Annotated in this window: 24 protein-coding genes, 1 tRNA gene and 1 pseudogene; 20 read left to right on the top strand and 6 right to left on the bottom strand. The window is 37.9% G+C overall.

Annotation, left to right across the window (positions count from 1 at the left end; all coding sequences use genetic code 11):
• Window positions 1-2: 2 nt before the first annotated feature.
• Entirely contained in the window at window positions 3-740 is a 738-nt protein-coding gene (locus tag I6F49_RS02680) for an SDR family oxidoreductase (protein ID WP_197176713.1), read from the top strand.
• Window position 741: 1 nt separating this feature from the next.
• Here the strand turns inward: I6F49_RS02680 and I6F49_RS02675 are convergent, their stop codons facing one another.
• Window positions 742-1,671, bottom strand: coding sequence for an AEC family transporter (locus I6F49_RS02675; RefSeq protein ID WP_007580614.1), 930 nt, complete (start codon window positions 1,669-1,671; stop codon window positions 742-744).
• Between the two features lie 27 nt (window positions 1,672-1,698).
• Complete coding sequence (gene smrB / locus I6F49_RS02670) at window positions 1,699-2,256, bottom strand: endonuclease SmrB (RefSeq protein WP_007377742.1); 558 nt, start codon at window positions 2,254-2,256, stop codon at window positions 1,699-1,701.
• A gap of 152 nt (window positions 2,257-2,408) precedes the next feature.
• Between smrB and prmB the strand changes: the two genes are divergently transcribed.
• From prmB to I6F49_RS02635, 7 genes are all read left to right on the top strand, one after another.
• Window positions 2,409-3,344: a 50S ribosomal protein L3 N(5)-glutamine methyltransferase gene (gene prmB, locus I6F49_RS02665; RefSeq protein ID WP_165725676.1), complete on the top strand. Its 936-nt coding sequence runs from the start codon at window positions 2,409-2,411 to the stop codon at window positions 3,342-3,344.
• Window positions 3,345-3,408: 64 nt separating this feature from the next.
• On the top strand, window positions 3,409-4,506 hold the full coding sequence (gene aroC, locus I6F49_RS02660; protein ID WP_008138551.1) for a chorismate synthase: 1,098 nt from the start codon (window positions 3,409-3,411) through the stop codon (window positions 4,504-4,506).
• A gap of 119 nt (window positions 4,507-4,625) precedes the next feature.
• Window positions 4,626-5,018, top strand: coding sequence for a DUF4112 domain-containing protein (locus I6F49_RS02655; RefSeq protein WP_166419181.1), 393 nt, complete (start codon window positions 4,626-4,628; stop codon window positions 5,016-5,018).
• A 164-nt stretch (window positions 5,019-5,182) separates the two neighbouring features.
• Window positions 5,183-5,644: a zinc-ribbon domain containing protein gene (locus tag I6F49_RS02650; RefSeq protein WP_166419180.1), complete on the top strand. Its 462-nt coding sequence runs from the start codon at window positions 5,183-5,185 to the stop codon at window positions 5,642-5,644.
• Between the two features lie 117 nt (window positions 5,645-5,761).
• The gene (locus I6F49_RS02645; RefSeq protein WP_197178221.1) at window positions 5,762-6,316 is read left to right on the top strand and encodes an elongation factor P hydroxylase; all 555 of its coding nucleotides are present in this window, start codon (window positions 5,762-5,764) and stop codon (window positions 6,314-6,316) included.
• The gene (locus I6F49_RS02640; protein WP_197178220.1) at window positions 6,306-7,469 is read left to right on the top strand and encodes an ATP-NAD kinase family protein; all 1,164 of its coding nucleotides are present in this window, start codon (window positions 6,306-6,308) and stop codon (window positions 7,467-7,469) included. The genes I6F49_RS02645 and I6F49_RS02640 overlap by 11 nt, the downstream gene beginning before the upstream one ends.
• Window positions 7,466-7,741, top strand: a complete 276-nt coding sequence (locus tag I6F49_RS02635; protein WP_002962183.1) for a YfcL family protein — start codon at window positions 7,466-7,468, stop codon at window positions 7,739-7,741. Before I6F49_RS02640 ends, I6F49_RS02635 begins: the two co-directional genes overlap by 4 nt.
• A gap of 140 nt (window positions 7,742-7,881) precedes the next feature.
• Here the strand turns inward: I6F49_RS02635 and I6F49_RS02630 are convergent.
• Together I6F49_RS02630 and I6F49_RS02625 are read right to left on the bottom strand one after the other, a co-directional pair.
• Window positions 7,882-9,776, bottom strand: a pseudogene (locus tag I6F49_RS02630) (DEAD/DEAH box helicase).
• Window positions 9,777-9,936: 160 nt separating this feature from the next.
• Window positions 9,937-10,200: a GrxA family glutaredoxin gene (locus tag I6F49_RS02625; RefSeq protein WP_004587283.1), complete on the bottom strand. Its 264-nt coding sequence runs from the start codon at window positions 10,198-10,200 to the stop codon at window positions 9,937-9,939.
• Between the two features lie 257 nt (window positions 10,201-10,457).
• Between I6F49_RS02625 and I6F49_RS02620 the strand changes: the two genes are divergently transcribed.
• From I6F49_RS02620 to I6F49_RS02580, 9 genes are all read left to right on the top strand, one after another.
• The gene (locus I6F49_RS02620) at window positions 10,458-11,495 is read left to right on the top strand and encodes a response regulator (protein WP_197178219.1); all 1,038 of its coding nucleotides are present in this window, start codon (window positions 10,458-10,460) and stop codon (window positions 11,493-11,495) included.
• Window positions 11,496-11,516: 21 nt separating this feature from the next.
• Window positions 11,517-12,128, top strand: a complete 612-nt coding sequence (locus I6F49_RS02615; RefSeq protein WP_197178218.1) for an isochorismatase family cysteine hydrolase — start codon at window positions 11,517-11,519, stop codon at window positions 12,126-12,128.
• Entirely contained in the window at window positions 12,121-14,931 is a 2,811-nt protein-coding gene (locus tag I6F49_RS02610; protein ID WP_197178217.1) for a PAS domain S-box protein, read from the top strand. Before I6F49_RS02615 ends, I6F49_RS02610 begins: the two co-directional genes overlap by 8 nt.
• 326 nt (window positions 14,932-15,257) lie before the next feature.
• Window positions 15,258-15,548, top strand: a complete 291-nt coding sequence (locus tag I6F49_RS02605) for a hypothetical protein (RefSeq protein WP_197178216.1) — start codon at window positions 15,258-15,260, stop codon at window positions 15,546-15,548.
• A 495-nt stretch (window positions 15,549-16,043) separates the two neighbouring features.
• Entirely contained in the window at window positions 16,044-16,784 is a 741-nt protein-coding gene (locus I6F49_RS02600; RefSeq protein ID WP_197178215.1) for a putative bifunctional diguanylate cyclase/phosphodiesterase, read from the top strand.
• 108 nt (window positions 16,785-16,892) lie between these two features.
• Window positions 16,893-17,267, top strand: a complete 375-nt coding sequence (locus I6F49_RS02595) for an Hpt domain-containing protein (protein WP_197178214.1) — start codon at window positions 16,893-16,895, stop codon at window positions 17,265-17,267.
• Window positions 17,268-17,276: 9 nt separating this feature from the next.
• On the top strand, window positions 17,277-18,674 hold the full coding sequence (locus I6F49_RS02590) for a sigma-54-dependent transcriptional regulator (RefSeq protein ID WP_197178213.1): 1,398 nt from the start codon (window positions 17,277-17,279) through the stop codon (window positions 18,672-18,674).
• Window positions 18,675-18,787: 113 nt separating this feature from the next.
• Window positions 18,788-19,318, top strand: coding sequence for a redoxin domain-containing protein (locus I6F49_RS02585; RefSeq protein ID WP_197178212.1), 531 nt, complete (start codon window positions 18,788-18,790; stop codon window positions 19,316-19,318).
• A 238-nt stretch (window positions 19,319-19,556) separates the two neighbouring features.
• Complete coding sequence (locus I6F49_RS02580; protein ID WP_197178211.1) at window positions 19,557-20,003, top strand: Hsp20 family protein; 447 nt, start codon at window positions 19,557-19,559, stop codon at window positions 20,001-20,003.
• Between the two features lie 60 nt (window positions 20,004-20,063).
• Here I6F49_RS02580 and I6F49_RS02575 read toward each other — a convergent pair whose 3' ends face one another.
• Together I6F49_RS02575 and I6F49_RS02570 are read right to left on the bottom strand one after the other, a co-directional pair.
• Complete coding sequence (locus I6F49_RS02575; protein ID WP_197178210.1) at window positions 20,064-21,620, bottom strand: cryptochrome/photolyase family protein; 1,557 nt, start codon at window positions 21,618-21,620, stop codon at window positions 20,064-20,066.
• Between the two features lie 192 nt (window positions 21,621-21,812).
• The gene (locus I6F49_RS02570) at window positions 21,813-22,274 is read right to left on the bottom strand and encodes a globin domain-containing protein (protein WP_197178209.1); all 462 of its coding nucleotides are present in this window, start codon (window positions 22,272-22,274) and stop codon (window positions 21,813-21,815) included.
• Between the two features lie 441 nt (window positions 22,275-22,715).
• Between I6F49_RS02570 and I6F49_RS02565 the strand changes: the two genes are divergently transcribed.
• From I6F49_RS02565 to nusA, 3 genes are all read left to right on the top strand, one after another.
• A tRNA-Met gene (locus I6F49_RS02565) sits at window positions 22,716-22,792 on the top strand.
• 281 nt (window positions 22,793-23,073) lie between these two features.
• A complete protein-coding gene (rimP, locus tag I6F49_RS02560) occupies window positions 23,074-23,529 on the top strand; it encodes a ribosome maturation factor RimP (RefSeq protein WP_149594524.1) in 456 nt (151 codons plus the stop codon).
• A 39-nt stretch (window positions 23,530-23,568) separates the two neighbouring features.
• Window positions 23,569-25,068: a transcription termination factor NusA gene (gene nusA / locus I6F49_RS02555; protein ID WP_166419166.1), complete on the top strand. Its 1,500-nt coding sequence runs from the start codon at window positions 23,569-23,571 to the stop codon at window positions 25,066-25,068.
• Window positions 25,069-25,087: the final 19 nt, after the last annotated feature.

Raw genomic sequence — 25,087 nt, 5'->3', positions numbered from 1 at the left:
TAATGACTCGCTCCCCCGTTGTACTCATCACTGGCTCTAGCCGAGGTATTGGCGCAGCTACGGCATTATACTTTGCTAAGCAGGATTATGATGTTTGCATTAATTATAAAGCTGATTTAGCTAGTGCCAAGCTAGTAGCTGATCAAGTAAGAAGCTTTGGCGTTAGAGCTCAATTTATAAAAGCAGATGTGTCCAAAGAGATGGATGTTTTGGCGTTGTTTGATTTTATTGATAAAGAGTTTGGTCAACTTGATGTACTTGTAAATAATGCTGGGATATTACAGCCGCAAATGCCCTTACTGGAAATGAGTGCTGAGCGCATAAACGAAGTTTTGACTACAAATATTACCAGTGCTTTTTTATGTAGTCGTGAGGCAATAAAGCGAATGGGAAATGGCGGTAGTATTGTTAATGTTTCATCGGGGGCCGCTAAAACGGGCTCTCCTAATGAGTACATTGATTATGCAGCATCTAAAGGTGCAATGGACACATTTACTATTGGCTTGGCAAAAGAGGTGGCAAGTAAAGGTATTCGTGTTAACTCTGTTAGACCTGGGCTTATTTACACTGATATGCATAGTGATGGCGGCGAAAAAAATCGAGTCGATCGTCTTAAAAGTAAATTACCCCTTGGCAGAGGCGGTACACCCGAGGAAGTTGCTGCAGCAATTTACTTTTTAGCTTCGGAGCACGCTTCTTTTACAACGGGTAGTTTTGTTGATGTAGCCGGCGGTTTGTAAGCTAAAGTAATAAAGCTAGCCAAAACGTAAAGCTAATAACACTTAAGATAGTAGAAAGTACGACAGCCCCAGCAAGAGTAGCTTCATGCTGCTTTATTTGACTCGCAATAAGATAAGCATTTACGCCAACAGGGGACGCACTTAAAAGTACCAATACATTAAGTATTTGCGTGTCTAGCTTAAATACATAGGTGCCTACCAATAAAACTAACGCAGGCAATAAAAATATTTTTAAAATTGATGCTATTAACGCGGGTTGCCAATTTGCTGCTATTTTATAAAAAGCTAAATTAGCACCAAGTACAAATAGCGCACAGGCAATTGCTGGTTTAGCTAATAGATCCAAACTATTTGCTAAGTCGGTGAATAGTGTTACTCCTAAAATGTTTAATATAAGCCCGCATCCAATACTCAGTACTATTGGATTTAACACCATACTTTTTCCAAAGTGCGACCACGAAAATTTATCGCTGCTGCCTTTAGCGCCTATTAAAAAAGTAAGTGCAAATAACAATGTGCTATGAAAAGTAATGATCATAAACGCAATGGCTATCATCTCTTTGCCAAGCGATGCAATAACAATAGGAATACCCACTAACACCATATTTGAATAGCTAGAAGCAAGTCCAAAGACGCCGTGTTGTTGGTAATTTTTTAAATACTTTTTATTTAAATAAAAGCGGTCAATTAAAATACCCACCCCAAATACACTCAGAACCGGTATGTAAAAACTCAAAAATGCAAAAAGGCTAATGCTTTGCTGTAAGTTAATTTGCGACATATTTAACAATAAAAAAGCAGGCAAACTAATATAAAAAGTAAATTTACTTAAGCCTGCAATATGCTGCTTTTCGAAAAATTTTAATCGGCAACAGCTGTAACCAAACGCCACAATAAAAATGAGCGGAAAAATAATTGAAAAAATATGCACGAAGTTACATCCTAGTAATAGCTAAAGTTAGCGTCTAAATTCATCACTTTGCGGTAAATTAATTAGTATGAGTACAGCGCCTCTACCACCATATTCGAGAGGGGCTTGGTGCATCGCTATTACGTCAGGGTGCTGTACTAAGTACTGAGGCACTTTGTGCTTTAGTACGCCGCCGCCAATACCGTGCACTACACATGCACAATAGTAATGCTGCTTTTTACATTCGTGAATGAGTCCAGCGAGTTCATCTTTAGCAAGTTCTTTATTTAAGCCATGTAAATCTAGCGTCAAATCGGGTGCAAAGTCACCACGGCGAAGCTGTTTAGCTAGGAAGGTATCTTGGCCTGGTTTTACATATTTAACCGTGCCGTGGGTGTCTATATCGGGAATATAAACGTCTGAGAAGAAAAATTCAGATTGAGCCTGCTTTTTTTGCTGGGCAAATTGCTTAGCTTGTGACACCTTAGGCTTTGTATCAAAACGATGAGTATCTTGTTTAAATACTTTGGCGCCTGTGATCGTTTGACGAAATAAGCTTATGTCGTCATTGCTTAGGGACGAATGTGATGGAGTGTCTTTTTTCATAACTATTACCTAAACAAAAAAACGTAAAAACGCAGCGCAAAAGGCGGTACAATACTTAAATGAGGGGCAATTGTAATTTGCCCAGCGCAGATAGGCAATGCAATCGTCTTAAAGACTCAAAACAGTCAGTAAGCTAATACAGGTAAAAATATATGAGCGATTTACAAATAGAAGAAGCAACACTCGAAGAAGCCGTTGCAGAACTGTCAACTTTACATGACTGGTTACGTTGGACTACAAGCCAATTTGCAAGTAGTAGTATATTTTTTGGACACGGTACAGATAACGCATGGGATGAAGCTGTAAGCTTATTACTGCCTGCGCTTAGCTTGCCTGTTGATGCGCCAAAAGAATTAATGCACGCGCGTTTAACAAGCACAGAAAAAAACCGACTTGCGGGTCTTATTGCAGAACGTATTAACGACTGCACACCAGTACCTTACTTAACAAACATTGCATGGTTTGCGGGTATGCCATTTTATGTGGATGAACGTGTACTTATACCTCGCTCACCGTTTGCTGAGCTTATCAGCAACCGCTTTACACCCTGGCTTGAAGAGCCACAATCGGTTAACCGTATATTAGATTTATGTACAGGTTCGGGTTGTATCGCAATTGCACTTGCGCAAGCTTTTGAGCAGGCACAAGTTGATGCGGTAGATATATCGTATGAAGCGCTTGAAGTGACAGACATTAACATTAACGATTACATGTTAACTGATCGTGTGTTACCTATTCAGTCTGATGTATTTAGCGGTGTACCAGGTCAAAAATACGACCTAATAGTAGCAAACCCACCATATGTTGATGCAGAAGATATGGCTGACTTACCACGTGAATTTCATCATGAACCAGAGCTTGGGCTTGCATCAGGCCACGATGGTTTAGATGTAACCCGTACTATTTTAAGTGAAGCGAGTGAACACCTAACTGATAACGGTTTGTTATTTGTAGAAGTTGGTAACTCTATGGTACATATGGATGCACTGTATCCGGGCGCGCCGTTTGAATGGATTGAATTTGAACAAGGCGGCTTAGGTGTATTTGTAATTAGCAAAAAGCAGCTAGATGAGTATTTTGCAAAATAAGTAAAAAATGAATAGCCAAGCCGTGTGCTTGGCTATTGGTAGTCATTAGGAATGAGGAAAGTTAATGGCAGGAAATAGCATTGGACAGTTATTTAAAGTGTCCACCTTTGGTGAGAGCCACGGCGTTGCATTAGGCGGCGTTGTTGATGGTACTCCCGCAGGTCTTGAAATCACAGAGGCCGACTTACAAATTGATTTAGATCGCCGAAAACCAGGCCAAAGCCGTTATACAACGCAGCGCCGTGAAAGCGATCAAATAAAAATATTAGCAGGCGTTTTTGAAGGTAAAACCACAGGTACTAGCATTGGTTTATTAATTGAAAACACCGATCAACGTTCGCAAGATTACGGCAAAATTAAAGATGTATTTCGCCCAGGTCATGGCGATTACACGTATTGGCATAAGTACGGCCTGCGCGATTATCGTGGTGGCGGCCGTTCCTCTGCACGTGAAACCGCAATACGCGTAGCGGCAGGCGCTATCGCTAAAAAATACTTAAAGCAATTTCATGGTATTGAAGTTAAAGCATGCTTAAGCCAGCTAGGTCCTATTAAGGCGGAAACGTTTGATTGGGACGAAGTTGAAAATAACTTATTCTTCTTCCCTGATGCAAGTAAGCTTGAAGCGCTTGACGAATATATGCGTGACCTTAAAAAGCAAGGTGACTCAGTTGGCGCTAAAGTAAAAGTAGTGGCAAGCAACGTACCAGTAGGTCTTGGTGAGCCAGTATTTGACCGCCTTGACGCTGAACTTGCACACTCATTAATGAGTATTAATGCAGTTAAAGGCGTGGAAATTGGTGATGGCTTTGATGTAGTTGAGCAAAAAGGCTCTGAGCATCGCGACGAGCTAACCCCTGAAGGTTTTACATCAAACCATGCAGGTGGCGTACTTGCGGGTATTTCGACAGGGCAAGATATTATTGCTTCTATTGCGCTAAAACCAACGTCGAGTATTACCATCCCAGGTAACAGCATTAATACAAGCAACGAAGCGGTTGAGATGATCACCAAAGGTCGTCACGATCCGTGTGTGGGTATTCGTGCAATCCCGATTGCTGAGGCAATGATGGCTATTACATTAATGGATCATTTACTGCGCCAACGCGGACAAAATCCACATGTAAACCACGAACACGGGCCAATTAACGGCTCTGTGTAAGTATTTATAATTATAAAAAACGCGGACTACCGCGTTTTTTTATGTCTGTAATTTAGTTTAAAGCCTTTCAGGAGTTGTTCAAGTAAGCCCTATATACTGTACAAAGGAGGGTAGTAATCATGAACGATAATATTAATGAACACTCACAAATAAAAGCCCAAGCTGCAATAGCCCGCTTAGAACGTTTCAGTAAGTTAACCGATAGCAGTATTGGTATTCCTTTTACTAAATTTAATATAGGCCTAGAGGCTGTGATTGGTTTAATTCCCGTTATAGGTGATGCCGCAGGGCTAATTTTATCAAGTTATGTGCTGATAGAAGCGCAGCGTTTAGGTGTGAGTAAACGTATAAAGACTAAGATGATTATCAATATGCTCATAGACTTTGTGGGCGGTTTAGTGCCATTTTTTGGCGATATATTTGATGCATTTTTTAAAGCTAACACGCGTAATACCCGTTTGTTAAAAAACTATATAGCTAAGCAGGTAAAAACAGAGGGCATTGAACACTAAGTAATACTAATGCCGAAAGTATTTAATGGGTTAAATTATTTAAAGTGTAGAAATTACTTATACCTAAATTCGGATAATAACTACGTATTATTGATTTTGCTTTAACTTGCTTTTATTTAGCTTACTTTTAAGATGTAAGCTGTGAATTTAAAATAGGCAGATATATGTACCTTAACCACCCAAGGTATGGCAATAGACCAATAACTACAAATACCTCAGTGACAATAGAGGAGATAGAGAAAGGGCATTGGCGTTACTCGAGTCTTAAATACTTCCCTAATACGGCAATATTGGCTGATATAAAAAAGCAAAATTATGCCATTTTTCCTCGAACACTCTATGTAGATATTGAGGAGCAGTGCGAGACTTGCTCTAAGGCATTTATTTTTTTTGCTCAAGAGCAGCAATATTGGTTTGAAACATTAAGATTTTGGGTCGATTCGCACTGTACTCATTGCTTTGAATGCCGCAGGCATGCCAGATATATACTAACTCTACGTAAACGGTACGATATGTTAACTAGCTTAGCCAATAAAACCTCAAGTGAAAAAACGCAGCGTAAAGAACTTGCCAATACTCTTTACTGTTTAGGTATTATTAAAAATATCAATAAAGTGAAAGATTAGTCCGCTTATATTTTACTATCACGCCTTATTTTTACTTTAGCTGTAAAAGCCCGTACAATTCGTCTCGTTTTTACTGCGCACAATAGCGCTGCAACCGAGACAAATTAGCCCAATTTTATGCATCAAATAGCTGATCTAATTTCAATTTTTGAACGCACTTTTTATCAAAGTTATAATACACAGCTGATAAAAGGCGATTGTGAGCCTGTGTATCTGCCTGCAACAGAGCACGTGCCATATCACCAAGTTGTATTTGCGCATGGTTTTTATGCCAGTGCATTACATGAAATAGCGCATTGGCTGGTGGCCGGAGATGAACGACGATTATTAGAAGATTATGGTTATTGGTATTGTCCTGATGGGCGCGACAAACAAAAACAAGCTGAGTTTGAAAGCGTAGAAGTAAAGCCTCAAGCTATAGAGTGGTTATTAAGCACCGCAACAGGGTTTAATTTTAATGTGTCGGTGGATAACTTAAACGGCGAGCAAACATGTCGGTTTGATTTTCAGCAGCGAGTACATGCACGTGTATTATCGCTTATCGAAAATGGCTTTAATTCTCGTACAGAGTTACTTTTAAAAGCGCTCTCTGATTTTTATAACACACCTTGGCCATTAACAGCGCAGCAATTTAATTGGCAACATCCGAAGGAGCTTTGTAATGGCGTTTAAATTAGGTTTAATTGTAAACCCAGTAGCGGGTTTAGGCGGAACAGTTGCTTTAAAAGGCAGTGATGGCGCACACACAGCCGCCAAAGCAATCGAATTAGGTGCAGAACCAAAAGCAAATAGCCGCACAAAAGCAGCGCTTGAAGTGCTATTGCCTTATAAAGAACGCTTAACCATTTACACCGTTAACGGTGACATGGGTGAGCAAACAGCCAAAGCTTTGGGCTTTAATGTAGAGGTTGTATACAACTCTGCAGTAATAACAACCCCAGATGACACAGAACAAGCAGCAAAAGTACTTAAAGACTTAGGTGTTGATTTAGTTTTATTTGCAGGAGGCGACGGCACAGCGCGTAATATTTGTCATGCAATAGAAGATACCATTCCCGTACTTGGTATTCCTGCAGGCTGTAAAATTCACTCTGGTGTGTACGCTATAACGCCAAAAGCAGCAGGGCGCGTAGTCGAAATGCTGGTTAAGGGTGAGTTAGTTACCTTAGCTGATGCAGATGTAATGGATATAGATGAAGATGCTTTCAGGCAAGGTACAGTAAAAGCCAAACGCTACGGCGAAATGCAAACACCAAGCGAAGTGCGTTATATGCAAGCAGTTAAAAATGGCGGCAAAGAAACCGACGAACTCGTACTTGCCGACATTGCTGCGCATGTTGTATCGCAAATGGATGAAGACACATTTTATATTATGGGTAGCGGCTCAACGGTTGAAGCCATAATGGAAGAAATGGGCCTCGATAATACCTTACTTGGCGTTGACTTAATAAAAGATCAAACCTTAGTTGCCCAAGATTTAACGGCTAAGCAATTACTTGAGTTTACTCGCCAGCAAAGTACTAAGTTAGTCATTACGCTCATTGGCGGGCAAGGGCATATATTTGGCCGTGGCAATCAGCAATTAAGCCCTGCGCTTATACGTGCAATTGGCAAAGAGAATATTATTGTAGTAGCAACAAAAACAAAGCTACAAGCGCTTAACGGTCGCCCCCTTATTTGTGATACTGGCGACAGTGAATTAGATGATGAATTAACAGGTTATATTAAAGTAACCACCGGATTTAACGACCATATTATGTATGCAGTAGGGCACCAAAACCTTAAAAATACAGGTGCTCTGCAAAACCAGGAGATTTTTAAATGAGTTTAGTGAATTATATCGATGCAGCCCAGCAGTACTTCGATGATTTAGTAATAAAAGCAACTGACGATGAATTATTTGCAGGCGGCTATTTACGAGGTCATTTTGATCTTGCAGTTGGTTATGCCGAAGTAGAAAAGCTGACAATCAGTATAGATGAGCTAAACGAAACGGTAGAACAAAGCTTAGTAAAAGCATATCGTAATGGTGAGCTTAATGAAGAAGATAAAACATTAGTTGCACGCTTATGGGAAGAAGTTAAAGCACTCGCTTAACACAATATAAAAACACGATTTGTTTATCACTATCGTGTTTTTTTGTGCCCTTACAAATATTTTTTATTATTAAAATAAATTTTAGATACAAAAAAACCTTGCTCACTTACGTGGCAAGGTTTTTATTAAAGAGTCGTTGCTTATTTCGGCGTTGTAAAGCTTACTGGGCGACGTTCTTTACGAGGGCCAGTACGCTTATCACCGCGTTGGCTATCGTCTTTATCTTTACTAAAAGTGCGCTTTTTGTCACCAGCCGGACGCTCAGAGCGTTCGCCGCGTGGTTCAGCAGGACCTTGATCAGTGGTAATTGTTAAGCCCATAGGACGTTTACAAATAAACACTTTTTGGAAATGATCAAGTACATCTTTAGGCATGTTTTGCGGTAATTGAACCGTACTGTGATTGTCGTGTAAACGAATATCACCAATAAACTTGCTTGAGATGTCAGCTTCGTTAGCAATAGCGCCAACAATGTTCTTAACCTGAACACCGTGTTCACGACCTACTTCGATACGGTAAGTATCCATAGGGCCTGCATCACGGCTGTTACGCTCGCGAGGTTTACGCTCAGCGCGTTCACCACCACGTTCGCCGCCACGTTCGTTACGACGTCCACGGTCACCGCGATCGTTGCGGTCACGTGGGTTGCGGTCGTTACGCTCGTTACGTTCACGAGGTTGAATCTTAACTTCTTCAACTTTAATTGGAGACTGTTGCTGTGCTAAACACAGTAACGCACCCGCTAAGCTTTCAAGAGGAAGTTCAAGTTTTTCAGCCATGTTAGTAGCTATCTCGTTAAAGAATGTAATATCTTTGTTTTCAAGCGCAATAGTTAATTTTGCTTGTAACGCTTCGATACGTTTTTCTTCAACGATTTTTGCAGTTGGTAATTCAACTTGTGCAATTTCAGACTTCGTATGACGAATGATATTTTTAAGTAAATAACGTTCGTTATGTTTTACGAATAAAATTGCTTTACCAGTACGACCAGCACGACCTGTACGGCCGATACGGTGAACGTAGGCTTCAGAATCTTGTGGGATATCGTAGTTGATAACTAAGCTTAAGCGGTCAACATCTAGACCACGAGCAGCAACGTCTGTTGCAATAACAACATTTAGCATGCCGCTTTTTAAGCGTTCTACAGTGCGTTCACGTGCTTGCTGGTTCATGTCACCGTTAAGTGGAGCAGCAGAGAAACCTTCGCGCTCTAATAACTCAGCAAGTTGTACTGTATCGTTACGCGTACGTACGAAAACAATAGCACCTTCATACTGTTCAGCTTCTAAGAAGCGAACAATTGCTTTATTTTTATGTACGCTTGCATTCCAAAACACTTGCTCAACAGATGATACTGTAGAGTTACGCGCAGAAATATGAACCTGTTCAGGATTGTTCATATATTTGCTGCTGATGTTTTGAATCNATTGTTCATATATTTGCTGCTGATGTTTTGAATCTGCTTAGGCATAGTCGCAGAGAAAAGACATGTTTGCTTTTCGCGCGGTGTTTTTTCCATGATGCTTTCTACATCATCGATAAAGCCCATACGTAACATTTCATCGGCTTCATCAAGTACAAGTGCTTGTAGAGCATCAAACTTGATAGTGCCACGGTTAATGTGATCGATTAAACGACCTGGAGTTGCAACAATAACCTGAGCGCCACGACGAAGTGCGCTTAATTGGATACTGTAGCTTTGGCCACCATATAGTGCCAATACTTCAATACCACGAACATGTTTAGCATATTGTTCGAATGCCTCAGCAACTTGGATCGCAAGCTCACGTGTTGGTGTGAGTACAAGGATCTGTGGCTGTTTCACAGACGGGTCAATATTATTTAGTAATGGCAGTGCAAATGCTGCGGTTTTACCTGTACCCGTTTGAGCTAGTCCCAGTACGTCCTTTCTTTCTAGCAATAACGGTATACATTGAGCTTGGATTTCAGATGGTGTCTTGTAACCCAACTCTTCAACTGCCTTCAAAATTGCAGGAGAAAGATTTAGAGATTCAAACGTGACTGGTTCTGACATTAATACGCCTCAACGAATTTAAAGAGGCGCGCATTATATAGGATTCGCGAGGCAAATGCTTGTATAAATTGAAACTAATTTGTATGTATTTGATGTTGGTCGAAATTCAACCAGTTCAATTTAAGGTTTATTAAACTGGTTAACATATTTAATACAAAGCTTATTTATACAGGCCTAGGTTTTCTTTTGCGTAAGCTTCAAATTCTGTAAACCCACCGATGTGTGTTTGGTCTACAAAAATTTGTGGGACTGTAGGGCAAGGCTTACCCGCTGACTTTTCAAGGTCGGCTTTACTAATACCTTCTTTAATTATGTCAATATAGCGAAATTTAAAGTCATCACGTTCATTTGATAGTTGCTCAGCAACGTCTTTCGCACGAACACAAAATGGACAGCCTTCACGGCCAAAAATTACAGTTAACATAGCTTTCTCCTCAATTTGATTAATATCAGTTTAAATGATTGAAAAATAATTTAAAGCGAAAAAAATCGATTGCAGCATTCTAATAAAACTATAAACCATATTATGCATAGCAATATGATTTGCAAAATGCGAATAGCAAACTAAAAAGTTATTACCCTAATACTTAAGTCTATGAATGCAAGTGTGTTTACAAAAATTAATTTATGGCACATAACTTGATGATGTAGAGCTATACATTGGGTTAACGAGAGTACTTTATGAATATTAATAGTCACGTTTTAGAAATTATCCAAGGAGTAATAGGTAAATATTGTGAAACCCAAAATCGAACTTTTTCTATTACCTTAATTAATAAGTTGCATTGTAATTACGTCTGTTTGCAAATTCCGCCTGAACAAATGATCGCGCAATGCGAAGAGTTTCTTATCCCGGCGTTGGCTTCTGTAAAAGAGAGTTTTTTACTCACGCTCGAAGCAAATATCCAAGGAGTTAGTTTTCATTGCCAAATTGATGATTCTGAGCAAGTAAACACACTTGATTTTCACGGACTTTTAGCAACAAAAGAATCTGTTAGTTTAGCGCTTGATATTAGTCAAAATGTAGACGTTTTAACTGATTGTGAGGCGTTACTTAAAAGCTGCTTAAAAATGTCGGCTAATACTCATGACCGCTTTGGTTTAAATTTTAAATTGTTTAATAGTAATTTTAGGGAATCGGTGCAGCTAGAAGATTTACGTCATCTTAGTGGTGACGCGCTAACTGATAGATTAAATAGTGACAGCTTAAATACACACATAAAGCTGTGCACTATTAACGACATTAGTGAGCTTAGCCAGAATCATAAACTCTCTAAAAAAATATTAGGCTGGCCGTTTTTTGATACTGACTTAATTACTATTTTGGCTGCATTTAATACGCAAACACGTTTATCTGTATTGGTTGCGGATGACAGTTTACCGAGTCAAATTGCTACAAAAGTAATGCTTGAAATGTTGGGTTGCTTAGTAACATGTGCAGAAAATGGAGCGAGTGCATTAACGCTCGCCCAAAATGAATCATTTGACTTACTACTCTTAGATGAGCGCATGCCAGGAATGTTTGGCAGTGACGTAGCGCAGCAATTAGTGAGTCAAAACACACCTAATAACAACACACCAAAAGTTATTTTAACGGGGCTAACCGGCGATGAACAAATAGCAGAGTTATTCGAAAAAGGTATTACTCACTATTTACAAAAGCCAGTGACAAAAGCAGTACTCGAAAAATTTATTAAACCTTGGCAGTTAGCGTCTTAAATTGATTAATAAGGAATAACGATGCCTGATTTCTCTAAAACTGCGCTTATTCTGATTGGTTTTCAAAACGATTACTTTTCTCCAAAAGGCGTCCTGTATGAGGTGGTTGAAGAGTCATCAAGAATTACCGGCGTGGTAGAAAATACACTCTCCTTATTAACCTCTTTTGCAGAGCAGTTTGCTTTAGTTGTTAATACGCCTATTCATTTTACGCAAAGCTACAGCGAGCTTAAAAATCCGATTGGTATATTAAAAGTCATTGCAGATGTAGGTGCATTTAAAGCAGGTTCATACGGTGCTCAAACAATTGAGCAGCTAGACCCTTTTAGTAATGTTATAGAGGTGGTGCCAGGAAAAAGAGGTTTAAATGCTTTTACACATACAGCCTTAGCTGAAAAGCTTAAAAAACATAGCGTCACTAATATAATTTTAGCAGGTACAGTGACTTCTATCTGTATTGATTCAACTGCGCGAACGGCTGTTGAGTTTGGTTTTAATGTCACTATTTTAAGCGACTGCACCTCGAGCCGCACTCCTTTTGAACAAACATTTTACTGTGAAGAGGTTTTCCCTCTTTATGCGCGAGTTTGTGATAGCAATACTTTTATAAAGCATTGGAGAGAGCATGAATAATAATGATGAACTACAAGTGCAAATCCAATATGCACTTGTTGAAAAACTCTCCAATAGTAATCGACGTCAGGCAAAGTTGTTAGCTATTTTAGATGAGTGTATTTTTGAATGCGATAAACATTTAAACCTTACTTATATTAATGAGGCTTGGGAGAAAAAACTAGGTTACTCAAACGATTCGTTAATCGGTTCTAATATAACTAAGTTAATGAATTGCGATGATATTATGCATTTTGTTGCATACAGTTGTTGTTTGCTTGAAGGAAAGCAGGCTCCAAGTGTAGAAATACAAATAAAAAATAGTAGTGGGCTCGTAAATTGGTTTGAGCTGAGATTAGTTTATGATGATAAAAGCGGTTTTATAGGATCACTCTATGATATTCAGCGTCATAAAGACTCTCAATTTTTGCTAACGCAGCAGCAAAAATATGCTAAACGTTTATCCCTTGTTGCGAGTCATACAAACAACTTAGTTATTATTACAGATAAATTTGGTGTGATTGAGTGGGTTAATAATAGTTTTGAAGTACTTACAGGTTACACCTGTGATGAAGTTATAGGTACTACACCAGGTGAGTTATTACAGGGCCCGAAAACATGTAAAGAAAGTTGTAAGGTTATGTCTCATGCAATAAAAAATGGGCTTCCTTTTCAAGTAGAAACTATAAATTACGATAAAAATGGTAATGTTTATTGGGTTGCTATTGATGCAAGCCCAGTGCGAGATGATGCAGGGCAGGTGATGCACTTTATTGCCATAGAAACTAATATTACTCAGCGAGTTAAAGCTGAGCAAGCAATGGCTGAGATAGAATATAATTACCATTCTGTAGTTGATAATATTCCCGATATTGTTTTACGCCTGGATACACTCGGTAATTTATTATTTATAAATCAAGCGTGGCAGCATGTATTACATACTAAAGTAGATGAGAGCCTCGGATTACCTATAATTAAATTTATAGCAAAAGAAGATGTAGAGAAAGTCAGCAATACGCTGCTTGATTATAAACAAGGTAAGCGCGACATACGTCGCTTCGATATACGTTTAATTAATGCCGAAGGTATAAATAACTGGGTTGAAATTACACTAACTCCCATTGTTGGTCGCTACGAAAGTGATTTATTGTCAATTGCAGCAACACTGGTTGATATACAAGAGCGTATAGAAAGTGAACAAACATTACTTGAAGCTAAACATCAGGCTGAAACACTAGCTGAGTCAAAAAGTCGATTTATGGCAAATATTAGCCATGAAATTCGCACGCCATTAAATGCTGTGATTGGATCTGCAGATATTTTACATCATACAGGTTTAACGTCTGAGCAAATGCGCTACACACAAATGATTAAAACGAGTTCGGATGCGTTGCTGAGTGTGCTTGACGACGTATTAACATATTCGCGTTTTGAAGCACAAGCTATAACGCTCGATAATCAACCATTTAGTATTGATACGTGTATTGAAGAAGCAATAGATATTATTACTCAAAGTGCTTTACAGAAAGGGCTTGAGGTTATTTTTGATTTATATCCAGATGTTCCCACTCAAGTAATTGGCGATCATGCGCGTATAAGGCAAATAGCTATTAATTTATTAGCCAATGCAATTAAGTTTACGCAGCAGGGCGTAATAACGGTTACGGTTAGATGTACTCACAATAAAGGTAATAATTTAAATCTTCATTTATCTGTGAAAGACACAGGAATGGGAATAGCAAAAAATAAGATCGAAAGCATGTTTATGCCTTTCATCCAATCCGATAATTCAATTACCCGAAAACACGGTGGTAGTGGCTTAGGGCTAGCTATATGTAAGCAGATTTGTGATGTAGTAGGTGGAGATATTTCGGTTAGTTCTGAGCTTAACAAAGGGAGTGAGTTTGTAGTTAACTACCCACTACAAATAGACACAACTGACTCAATTTTAAGAGAGGGATTTGCAGCTCGAAGTAAAAAACCAAAAGTATGGATAGTAGGAAGTAACCAAATTCTAAAAACAGCGTTAGAGCACACGGTAACTCGATTTTCTATCGCTTTTGAGCACTATGAAATATGTCCAGATATACCAGAATATAATGATTTTCCAGATGCGATTATATTAACTGACCCTCAAATGTTAGTCCAAACGCGCGTGCGTATAAGTACATATAACTCCCTTAATTCACCGTGTTTATTCATTATAGACTTACATGGAGAAAGCTTATTACCGCAAAATCTTAACGACAGAGAGCTTAGGTTAAATGGCCCTTTTAAAGTATCGCATGTACCGCGAGCAATTAGTTTGCTGGAAGAGCAGCTGTTTCATTTGGATATTATATTTACCAATCGTGAACAAAAAGAGGTTTTAGAAAGCCCCTCAGGGTTAACTCAGTTGAACGGAACCACCATATTGGTTGCTGAAGATAATACAAATAATCAAATTGTAATTAGGCAGTTTTTAGAACAAAAAGGATGCCAGGTACATATAGCTAGTGATGGGCAAGAGGCAATAGGCAAGGCTAAAAACAATAAAATTGATATTATTTTTATGGATATCCAAATGCCAATACTCGACGGGATCTCTGCGACCAAAGCAATTAGGCAGCTAGGTATAGTAACCCCAATAATAGCACTCACAGCAAATGCGATTCATGGTGATAAAGAGCGATTTATAGAAGCGGGGATGAATGATTATTTAGCTAAGCCAATTGTAAGTGAAACACTTTATTTATTACTTGATAAATATGCACCAAAACTGGCTATTGAATCTAAGTATTTAAAGCTCACTCGTTTAGCGCAAGCGTGGGAAATGTTGAGTTAAGCAATATAAAAGTAGATTTATGTTGCATAAAACTTGATAAACGGAGAAATTGACCTAGTATTTTAGGAGTAAGTTAAATTTATTTTTTAGTATTTAATGAGTGTTTTTATTATGGTTTTTCAATTTGATTCGCAAATTGCAATTCAAAATAAAAATATAATGTTACGTATTGCTTTTTTATTCTAAATTTAATTTTCAATTTGTTTTAATGTTCTGATTTTATTGTCTATTTTATTTTCCGTTTGTTTTTGCCTAGTTGGCACGGCTTTCGCAATATATTAAATACCAAATCAAGACGAATTTAGTTAAATTTTAAGGGGTGCAATATGCAAACAAATACAAAAGCCAAACAACAGCCTAAAAGTAATAATTGGGTGCTTACACCTGAAATCATGGTTTTGTCTATTTTGCTTGTAGCTACTTTAGTAATAGGCATTACAGTTTTACGCGGTAGCGATTCTGTAGAGCCGTTAACAAATATTCAGCCGATTACTTTTACACAAGCTGATGTTGAAAATGCACAGTCAATGAGTAACACGTTTGACTCGCAAAATACTAACTATGCACAACATGTAACAGCCCTTAAAAACGAAAATAACGACACCCTTTCAAACTAGAGACTTTTGCGCAGGTAACTATTTATTGTTGCCTGCGTTTTTTTGTTTTCTACCACAATTATTAACTTTTTAAAACTAGCTTTAAAATTATCTGAACGCCTTCCAACTTAGGTCATGGGTAATCTAATCAGTTTTATAAAACCTCCCCTTTATGCTCACCTTTAATTACTAACTCTAACTTTTTGCCAATAATTGTTTGCTGATTTCTAAGCTTTTTAGGTTTAGTAAACGCTCACTTATTAATTTAGGTGCATTGCAAACTGAATTGCAAAATGCAAATAAAATGAAACAATTTAAAATTTCAAAAAAATAAATTTAACATACTGAATTTAATGGTTTTTATTTTTATTCTTTAGCTTTTTAAATGGTCTATAACTTGCTCTTAAATGTATAAGTCACTAAGGGTGAAAATCGGAGCAAACCATGAATGCATTTAAATATCTAGAATCGGAAAGTCCAGTCAATCTCGCAAGATGGCATGAGTTAGAGAGAATCATGTCTGATGCGATGCAAAATAATTATTTTAAAATGGTTTATCAACCGCTTGTATCACTAGGGACAGGAAAGTTGGTCGGCTTTGAGTCGCTAGTAAGGTGTCAATCACCAAACTTTGGTATTGTAGGTCCTGATGAATTTATACCTCATGTAGAGCAATCGGGAATGATTTTAGAGTTAGGTGACTGGATTTTTGAACAGTGTTTGTCTGATTTAAAACATATGCGACAGTTTGGTATGACAGATATTGCTGTTTCATTAAATATTTCACCGGTACAAATTTTAGATGGCGATGTGTTTTCAAAAGTAATGTCTTTACTCGAAAAGTACCAAATACCGCCAGAGGCTATTAAAGTAGAACTAACGGAAACTGCACTCATTCATAGTCCTGATAAAATAGCTAAGGCATTTGAAAACTTCCATAAAGAAGGCGTAAAAGTGTGGATAGATGATTTTGGTACTGGGTATGCATCTTTAGGTTTACTTCGTCAGTTTAATATTGATGGTTTAAAAATTGATCGTAGTTTTGTAAGTGGTATTTCAACTAATAATGAAGACTTTACGCTATGTAGTGCAATTATTGCCATGGCTCAGCGGTTGGGTTTACAAACGGTAGCTGAAGGTATTGAAGAGAACGAGCAGTTACAAATATTAGAACAACTTGGTTGCGATATTGCTCAGGGCTACTTGCTTGATAGGCCGCAAACATTATCAAAAAGTATTGATACTTGGGCTCTGTAATTGTTTATATTCATTTTGATTTGCAAAATGCAAAAAACAAATTACTCTTAAACTACAATTCCTACATTTTATTAATGTACGAAGCTTTAACTTACACAAAGGTGGTTTATGCCTATATCAGAGCAGTTTGTCGATAAAAGTATTACCGAGCTAAATGTATTAACTCAACTCGAAAAGGATGTTGGGACAACCGTGTTAGCTCGATTAATTAACTTATTTATTGACGAATTAGTCACTATGGCTAACCAATTAGATACGGCAATTAGCAGTGAAAATATTATAAAAATTAAAGAAGTAATGCATGTTCTAAAAAACTCAGCCGCTTTATATGGAGCGTCTCCTTTAGCTGCATTAGCAACACAATTACATGATTCACCACCATCAACCACAGAAGAAAACTTGCACGCAGCGCTTGTTATTAAGCACAACTTGGATAAAACCCGAGATGCATATCAAATAATGAGTAATAGTATCGCTATTTAGGAGAAAGCCGTGTCAGATGTAATGGATAAAGGTCTTGTTTATATTGTTGAAGATAGCATCGCCAGTGGTGCTTTGTATGCAAGTCAGCTTGAACAGGCAGGTTTTGAATGTAAGCATTTTACTGATGGTTATTCTGCCTTGGTCGGTATTAAAGAAAAAATGCCGGCGGTAATAGTACAAGATGTTTGCTTGCCAGATATAAGTGGGCTGGAGGTTTTACAATTTGTAAATAAACAAAAAAATCCTGCTAATGTAGTAATGATCACCTCTAATAGTTCTATTGATATAGCAGTAGAAGCAATGCGTTTAGGAGGCTTTGATTTTTTAGAAAAACCCTTCACAAGTCAGCGACTCATTAGCTCAGTAGAAAGTGCGTTAACACCAAAAGAGCAAGTTAAAGTACAGCCATTGGTTAAAAACAGAGATAAAAGCCAAGATTTTGTTGGTGAATCTCTCGCAATGAAAACCGTTTTTAGATTGCTTGATAGTGCCGCTAGAAGTAAAGCATGTGTATTTATTACAGGTGAAAGTGGTACTGGTAAAGAAGTGTGTGCGCAGACCCTCCATGATGCAAGCCCGCGAAATAAAGGACCTTTTATTGCTATAAACTGTGCAGCAATTCCTGCTGAGTTATTTGAATCAGAATTTTTTGGTCATGTTAAAGGTGCGTTTAGTGGTGCGTTAAGCGATCGAAAGGGCGCAGTTGAAGTGGCCAACGGCGGCACGTTATTTTTAGACGAATTATGTGAAATGGAACTTAACTTACAAGCTAAATTGTTACGCTTTTTACAAACAGGCATATTTAGCAAAGTTGGCAGTAGTGAAGTATTACACAGCGATGTTCGCTTAGTCTGTGCAACAAACAGAAACCCAATAATAGAGGTTGCTGAAGGGCGCTTTAGAGAAGATTTATATTATCGTTTAAATGTTATTCCCGTAAAATTACCTCCATTAAGAGAGCGCGGAAACGATATATTACTGCTCGCTGAGTATATTTTAAAACAAAAAAGCGATAGTAATGCAAAGCACTTTATTGGCTTTTCTGATGAAGTTAAGGCGCTTTTTTGTAATTACGATTGGCCAGGAAATATTCGCGAACTACAAAATGTAATTGAAAACACAGTCGTTATTAATGATGGCGATATAATTGAAAAGGACATGCTACCAAATTCATTTGGATTAGGCGCTGTAAAGCATTCAAGCTCAACTAAGTCAATTCACAATACAAACGAGCAGAGTGTCCAATTATCTCCTATGTCTGTTCACGATATAGAACCTTTGTGGCAAGTTGAAAAAAGGGCTATTGAAAATGCAATTAAAAGCTGTGAAGACAACATTCCTCTTGCTGCTGCTTATTTAGGGGTAAGTGCATCCACCATTTATAGAAAAATAAAAGGATGGTCTTAAAGTTGTAATAGATTTTTAATTACATTTTTCAGGTTGAATTAATGAAAGTTACCCTAAGCTCTATGGGTAAGAGCAAATTAATTTTTAATCTGAAACAGTAAAAGGAGATCGCAATGAGTAACACTAGTTTAAAACCTGCGGATATTATGCCATCACTAGTAGTGAGTGATGTTGATGAGAAAAAGATAGATTTAGTCGACAGAATAAGTGACTCTGCGTGGAAAATGATTGTTGTTTATCGAGGCCAGCACTGCCCTAAGTGTACTGCGCAACTCAACGAGCTTGCTAAAGTTCATAAAGACTTTAAAGATGCTGGTGTTGAAGTGGTTGCAGTAAGTGGTGATAGCCATGAGCAGCTTAATAAACATCTTGAAAAAATAGATATTAACTTCCCAATTTACTATGGTTTAACAATCGAACAAATGACAGATTTAGGGCTACATATTAGCGAGCCTCGCAGTGATGCAGAAACTGACCATCCATTTGCTGAGCCAGGGATTTTTGTACTTAATGAAAAAAATCAGCTTCAAATGGTCGATATATCAAACAGCCCGTTTGTTCGTCCTGATTTAGAGCAACTGCTAGGTGGGATTAAGTTTTCAAGAGAAAACGACTATCCGATCCGAGGCACATTTATTAAATAACATTCGTTTTACATGGTTTCAAACAAGGCACTTTTCAGTGCCTTTTTTATTTATTTTTAATTTTTTTAAATTAATCTCTTGAAAACAATTTTACCGTCCATATATAGTTAAGTAGGACGCCTGATGGGTCCTAAATTAAACTTAAACAATTGAAATTTATATTATTAATTAAACTTTGCTTGAGCTTGTTCAATGGAAAAGCACATGCAAAATATCGCTTAAATATGAGGGTATTATTATGCGTACAGTAGACTTATCACCACTTTATCGTTCATTTATCGGCTTCGAACATTTAGCATCACTTATGGATGCGGCAGCTAATACAGACAAGCAGCCGAGTTTTCCTCCTTATAATATAGAAGCACTCGATAAAGACAAATACAGAATCACTATGGCCGTAGCAGGTTTTAGCGATAGTGAATTGACCATTGAGTCAGAAAACAACACATTAAAAGTTGCAGGTATTAAGGCTAACAAAGATGAAAATAACGAACGTAAGTTTATTCATCAAGGTATAGCAGAGCGTAACTTTGAACGAAAATTCCAGCTTGGAGATCATGTAAAAGTACTTGGTGCAGATTTAGCTAACGGCTTGCTAAGCATAGAGTTACAGCGTGAAATTCCAGAAGCACTTAAACCACGAAAAATAGAAATTGGTAGTGGTAACTTACTAGAAGGTAAGTAAACCTATTTAACATTAGTTTCCCCTGATTATTTAACCGCCTCACATGAGGCGGTTTTTTGTTTAAAGAGCTTCTAAATTATCAAGGTAGTAGGTTGCTTGTTGCAGCGTTTGTTCTTGAAGTGCTTTATCTTGTTTATCCCAGTTTCTATAAACCATACCAATGCGTGGGTTCTTTTCTAGCTTATCTCTGTGTCTATCCATAAAATGCCAATATAAGCTATTGAGCGGGCAAGCTTTATCACCTACTTTTTGTTTAACATCGTACTGACAGCTTTTGCAGTAATCGCTCATTTTATTAATGTAGTTACCACTTGCTGCATAAGGCTTTGTTGCAATTATTCCATCATCGGCAAACTGACTCATACCACGGGTGTTGGGCATTTCTACCCATTCAATAGCATCTATGTAAACACCTAAATACCATTCATCCACTTCATCAGGATTGATTCCCGTGAGCATACAAAAATTACCAATAACCATTAATCGCTGAATATGATGAGCATAAGCAGTTTCAAGGCTTTGCTTAAGCGAGTGGCTAAGGCAATTCATTTTAGTAGAACTGTTCCAAAAATAAGATGGTAATTTATTTTTAGCTTGTAGTTGGTTTTTAGTTGCGTAGTCGGGCATATTTACCCAGTAAATAGCACGAACATACTCTCTCCAGCCTAGTATTTGTCTAGTAAATCCTTCTACTTGCGAGAGTGAAATTTCATCAGGTCTTTGTTCGTATTCTTTTATTACACGTTTAATTACATATAACGGGTGGAGTATTTTGGCATTTAAGGCAAACGATAATCGGCTATGGTACAGGCTGGTATTATTTTTACTTTGATCTGTCATCGCATCTTGAAAGTGACCAAAGCGACTAAGTAAGTGTTCACAAAAGTATTCGAGTACTTCAATTGCCTGTTTACGCGTTGTTGACCATTGTAATATTTGCCCATCTAGCTCACCCAAGTAAGCTACATTATGCCTATCTAAGCGGGTAATAATACTACTTACATCATTATTTAATAGTTTTGGTTTTGGGATATTTGCTAAGTCGGTTTTAGAAAACTTATTACGATTGTTACTATCAAAATTCCATTTGCCACCTGTTGGCTTTTCGTCATCAATTAATATATGAAATTGTTTACGCATAGCACGATAAAAGTGTTCCATTGTTACATGCTTGTTTTTTGTAAAGCGCGTTTTTATATCGGTGAACGGTAATAAAAAATGTTCTGTGTCTGTGGCAATCACATTAAACGAACTTTCACTTTCAAACTGAGCTAATTGAGATTTAAGCCTAAACTCATCAGGGTATTGGTATTCAATAGTATCGCACTGGTATTTATTGGCGATTCGCTTAAGTAATTCAATTAGGTTTTTGTCATCAACGGTATCATCAAGTGTTAAATGCAAAACATTAAAACCTGCCGTTTTTAATGCGATAGCAAAGTTTTCCATGGCATTAAAAAATGCACACAGTTTTTGAACGTGATGTTTGACGTAGTCAGTTTCTTGTTTTAGCTCTGCAATGAGATAAAGCGTATCGTCGTCTTTTTGCTTGTACCATGAATGAGATGGATTTAGCTGATCGCCTAGTATTAGTCTGAGTGTTTTGTGATGAGTCATAGTAAAGCCAAATTTTTTTATACGGATATATTTAATTAAAGGATCGTTTTACTATTTAACTACGGGTGAATAGAGCAAAAAGGCTTAACCGATTATCAAGGCAATAAAGGCGTGTTAGACCATGGTGTTCAAATGAGTTTAATTTAGGGGGAAGTTAAGTAAGTTAAGTCGCCACCCCTAAAAATTGTATATTTAAATTTTATTACTTTGCTTTTGTTGCATTCTTTGCTGTAACGAAATGACATTAGACACATCAAATAGAGTACTACTGGCAAAACTTTCAAAATATCTAAGGGCTTTTTTCCAAGCGAGCTGGCTCTCAGGAGTAAAGTGCCTACCAAGATGTTCCTTAAGGGTTTCGTAAAACGCGTCAGATAAAAGTACAATGTCACTTTGTGAAACACTGCTTTTTTTTAGGTACATTAAATGATGTGCTAAAAAAGGAGCTACCGATGCTGGTTTATCTAAATGCTTAACAATTCGCTCTAACACACAAAAGAGAGTGAAACTCTTTTCGTTAAACTGCAAGGCCGTTGGATAATTCATCTCAATACTAGATTCAGCCAATTTGCTATGAAATCGAGCCGTAAACGCATGAAAATTTGGCTTAATAATTGTTAAGTTATTTAACAATGCTGATTGTTGTTGCTTCATTTCTATCTCGCTGCAGTGAATAATAACTATTATTATCAAGTAGGATAAAATTGATTATAGCGGGCAGTTGAAATTCTGCACGTTTATTTAGTGTTAAAGTATGGGTTTTAGTTATATCAATTTATTTTCTAGTAAACAGTAAGCATCTGAAACATATTTTAAGCATATTAAAGTTATTCAGGTTCGGCTTGTTTGATTTTCGTCCGATGCAATAAGTTATTATATTTTATGACTTAAATATGGGTATTTTATAAAGTTGACTGATTACTTATGTTACTTACATATACATTAAATTAGCATCTTGACGAATTGGAAATTTTATAAACTAATTGCGTATTATAGTTGCTAATTACCCCACACGTCCTTATAATAGCGGCCATTGTTTAGTATGTTGTAAAACAGCTAACAGCGATATTAAATTTAAGGTTTGATATCTATTGGCGCGGGATGGAGCAGTCTGGTAGCTCGTCGGGCTCATAACCCGAAGGTCGTCGGTTCAAATCCGGCTCCCGCAACCAATTCTACTAGTAAGTATTACCTTACTAATTTATATCGCGCATTCTAAGTAATGCGCGTTTTGCGTTTTAGGCTATGTAGTTTAATTAGGTCAGTTTACTGACTCGCAACCAAGCTTGGCCCTAGGCCACACAGTTTTATGCTTTATTGGTGTGACGCCCCGCTTGGTTCGGGGCGTTGTTGTATCTGCACCTTACGATTTGTGGCAATTGTCATCAAATTAAAATTTAAACTTAGTATTTTAGGGCTATAAGCCCTTTTTTTGTTTGTATGGAGGATTTTCGTGACAAAACTTGAACAAGATTTAGTAACCATGTTAACGCCTGCGGTAGAAATGTTAGGCTTTGAGTTGCATGGTCTTGAATTTGTGCAAGCGGGTCGCCATTCTACCTTAAGAGTATATATTGCTCATGAGGATGGGATCTCAGTTGATAACTGTGCGGATGCAAGTCGCCAAATTAGTGCGATTTTAGACGTCGAAGACCCAATTACAAATGAATATGATTTGGAAGTGTCGTCTCCTGGTGTTGATCGTCTATTATTCAAACAAGATCACTACGAGCAGGCGCAAGGAGAGGAAGTACGCGTGCGTACTAAACTTCCACAGGATGGTCGTCGTAATTTTAAAGGCGACTTAGTAGCAGTTAGCAACGATATGATCACACTATCTAGCGATGGTGAAGAGCATCTGATCATGCTTAGTAACATCGAACGTGCGAATTTAATCGCGAAGTTTTAAATTCGAGTGCGAAGGAATAGGGCAAGCGAGGCATTACCCATGGCAAAAGAGATATTATTGGTTGCTGAAGCCGTTTCCAATGAGAAAGCGGTTCCAAAAGAAAAGATTTTTGAAGCTCTAGAGTTCGCTCTAGCGACAGCGACAAAGAAAAAACACGATGGCGAAATTGAAGTACGTGTAGCAATTGACCGTAAAACCGGTGATTACGATACGTTCCGTCGTTGGCAGATTGCCGCTGTATTAGAAGATGGTTCTTTAGAGAATCCATACAGCGAAATCACTCTAGAAGCAGCACAGGTTGAAGAACCTGATTTGCAAATGGGTGATTATGTTGAAGAACAAATCGACTCAATCAAATTTGACCGTATTACAACACAAATGGCTAAGCAAGTTATCGTACAAAAAGTACGTGAAGCTGAGCGTGCTTTAGTTGTTGATGCATACAAAGATCAAGTAGGCGAGTTAGTAACAGGTGTAGTTAAAAAAGCAACGCGTGACTCTATTGTTCTTGATTTAGGCAATAACGCAGAAGCAGTAATTTACCGTGATGACATGTTACCACGTGAAAACTTCCGCCCGGGTGACCGTATTCGTGGTCTTTTATATGAAGTTAAGCCTGAAGCACGCGGTGCACAATTATTTGTAACGCGCTCTAAACCTGAAATGCTAATGGAATTATTCCGCATTGAGGTGCCAGAAATCGGCGAAGAGATGATTGAGTTACGTGCCGCAGCACGTGATCCAGGTTCACGCGCTAAAATTGCTGTTAAATCTAACGACAAACGCATTGACCCAATTGGTGCATGTGTTGGTATGCGTGGCGCACGAGTTCAGGCTGTATCGTCAGAACTTGGCGGTGAGCGTGTTGATATCGTACTTTACGATGACAACCCAGCACAATTTGTTATTAACGCAATGGCGCCAGCAGAAGTTGCTTCAATCGTAATGGATGAAGACACTCACTCAATGGATATCGCTGTAGAAGCTGATAACCTAGCGCAAGCAATTGGTCGTAATGGTCAAAACGTTCGTTTAGCAAGCCAGTTAACTGGCTGGGAACTAAACGTAATGACTGTTGAAGACATGCGTACTAAAAATGAAGCTGAATCTGATAAGTTACTTAACTTATTCACTGAAAATTTAGAAATTGATGATGAGTTTGCATCATTACTTATTAACGAAGGTTTCTCGACACTTGAAGAAGTGGCGTATGTACCAGCGTCTGAATTTTTAGAAATTGATGGTCTTGATGAAGAGACTGTAGATTTACTGCGTTCACGCGCAAAAGATGCATTGACAACTAAAGCACTTAAAACGGAAGAAAGCTTAGATGGCGCAGAGCCAGCTGAAGACTTACTTGCGCTTGAAGGCTTAGAGCGTCACTTAGCATTTGTGATGGCAAGCAAGGGTGTTGTTACACTTGAAGACTTGGCAGAACAAGGTATTGACGAATTAGTTGATATCACAGAAGTTTCATCTGAAAAAGCGGGTGAACTGATTATGGCTGCACGAAACATTTGTTGGTTTGCAGACGAGTAATTTATTAACGGAGGTATTA

This window comes from Pseudoalteromonas sp. SWN166 (assembly GCF_015864485.1).
GTDB lineage: Bacteria > Pseudomonadota > Gammaproteobacteria > Enterobacterales > Alteromonadaceae > Pseudoalteromonas.
Note: the sequence above shows the minus strand (reverse complement) of the source record. Positions and strands in the feature narration are given on the sequence as shown.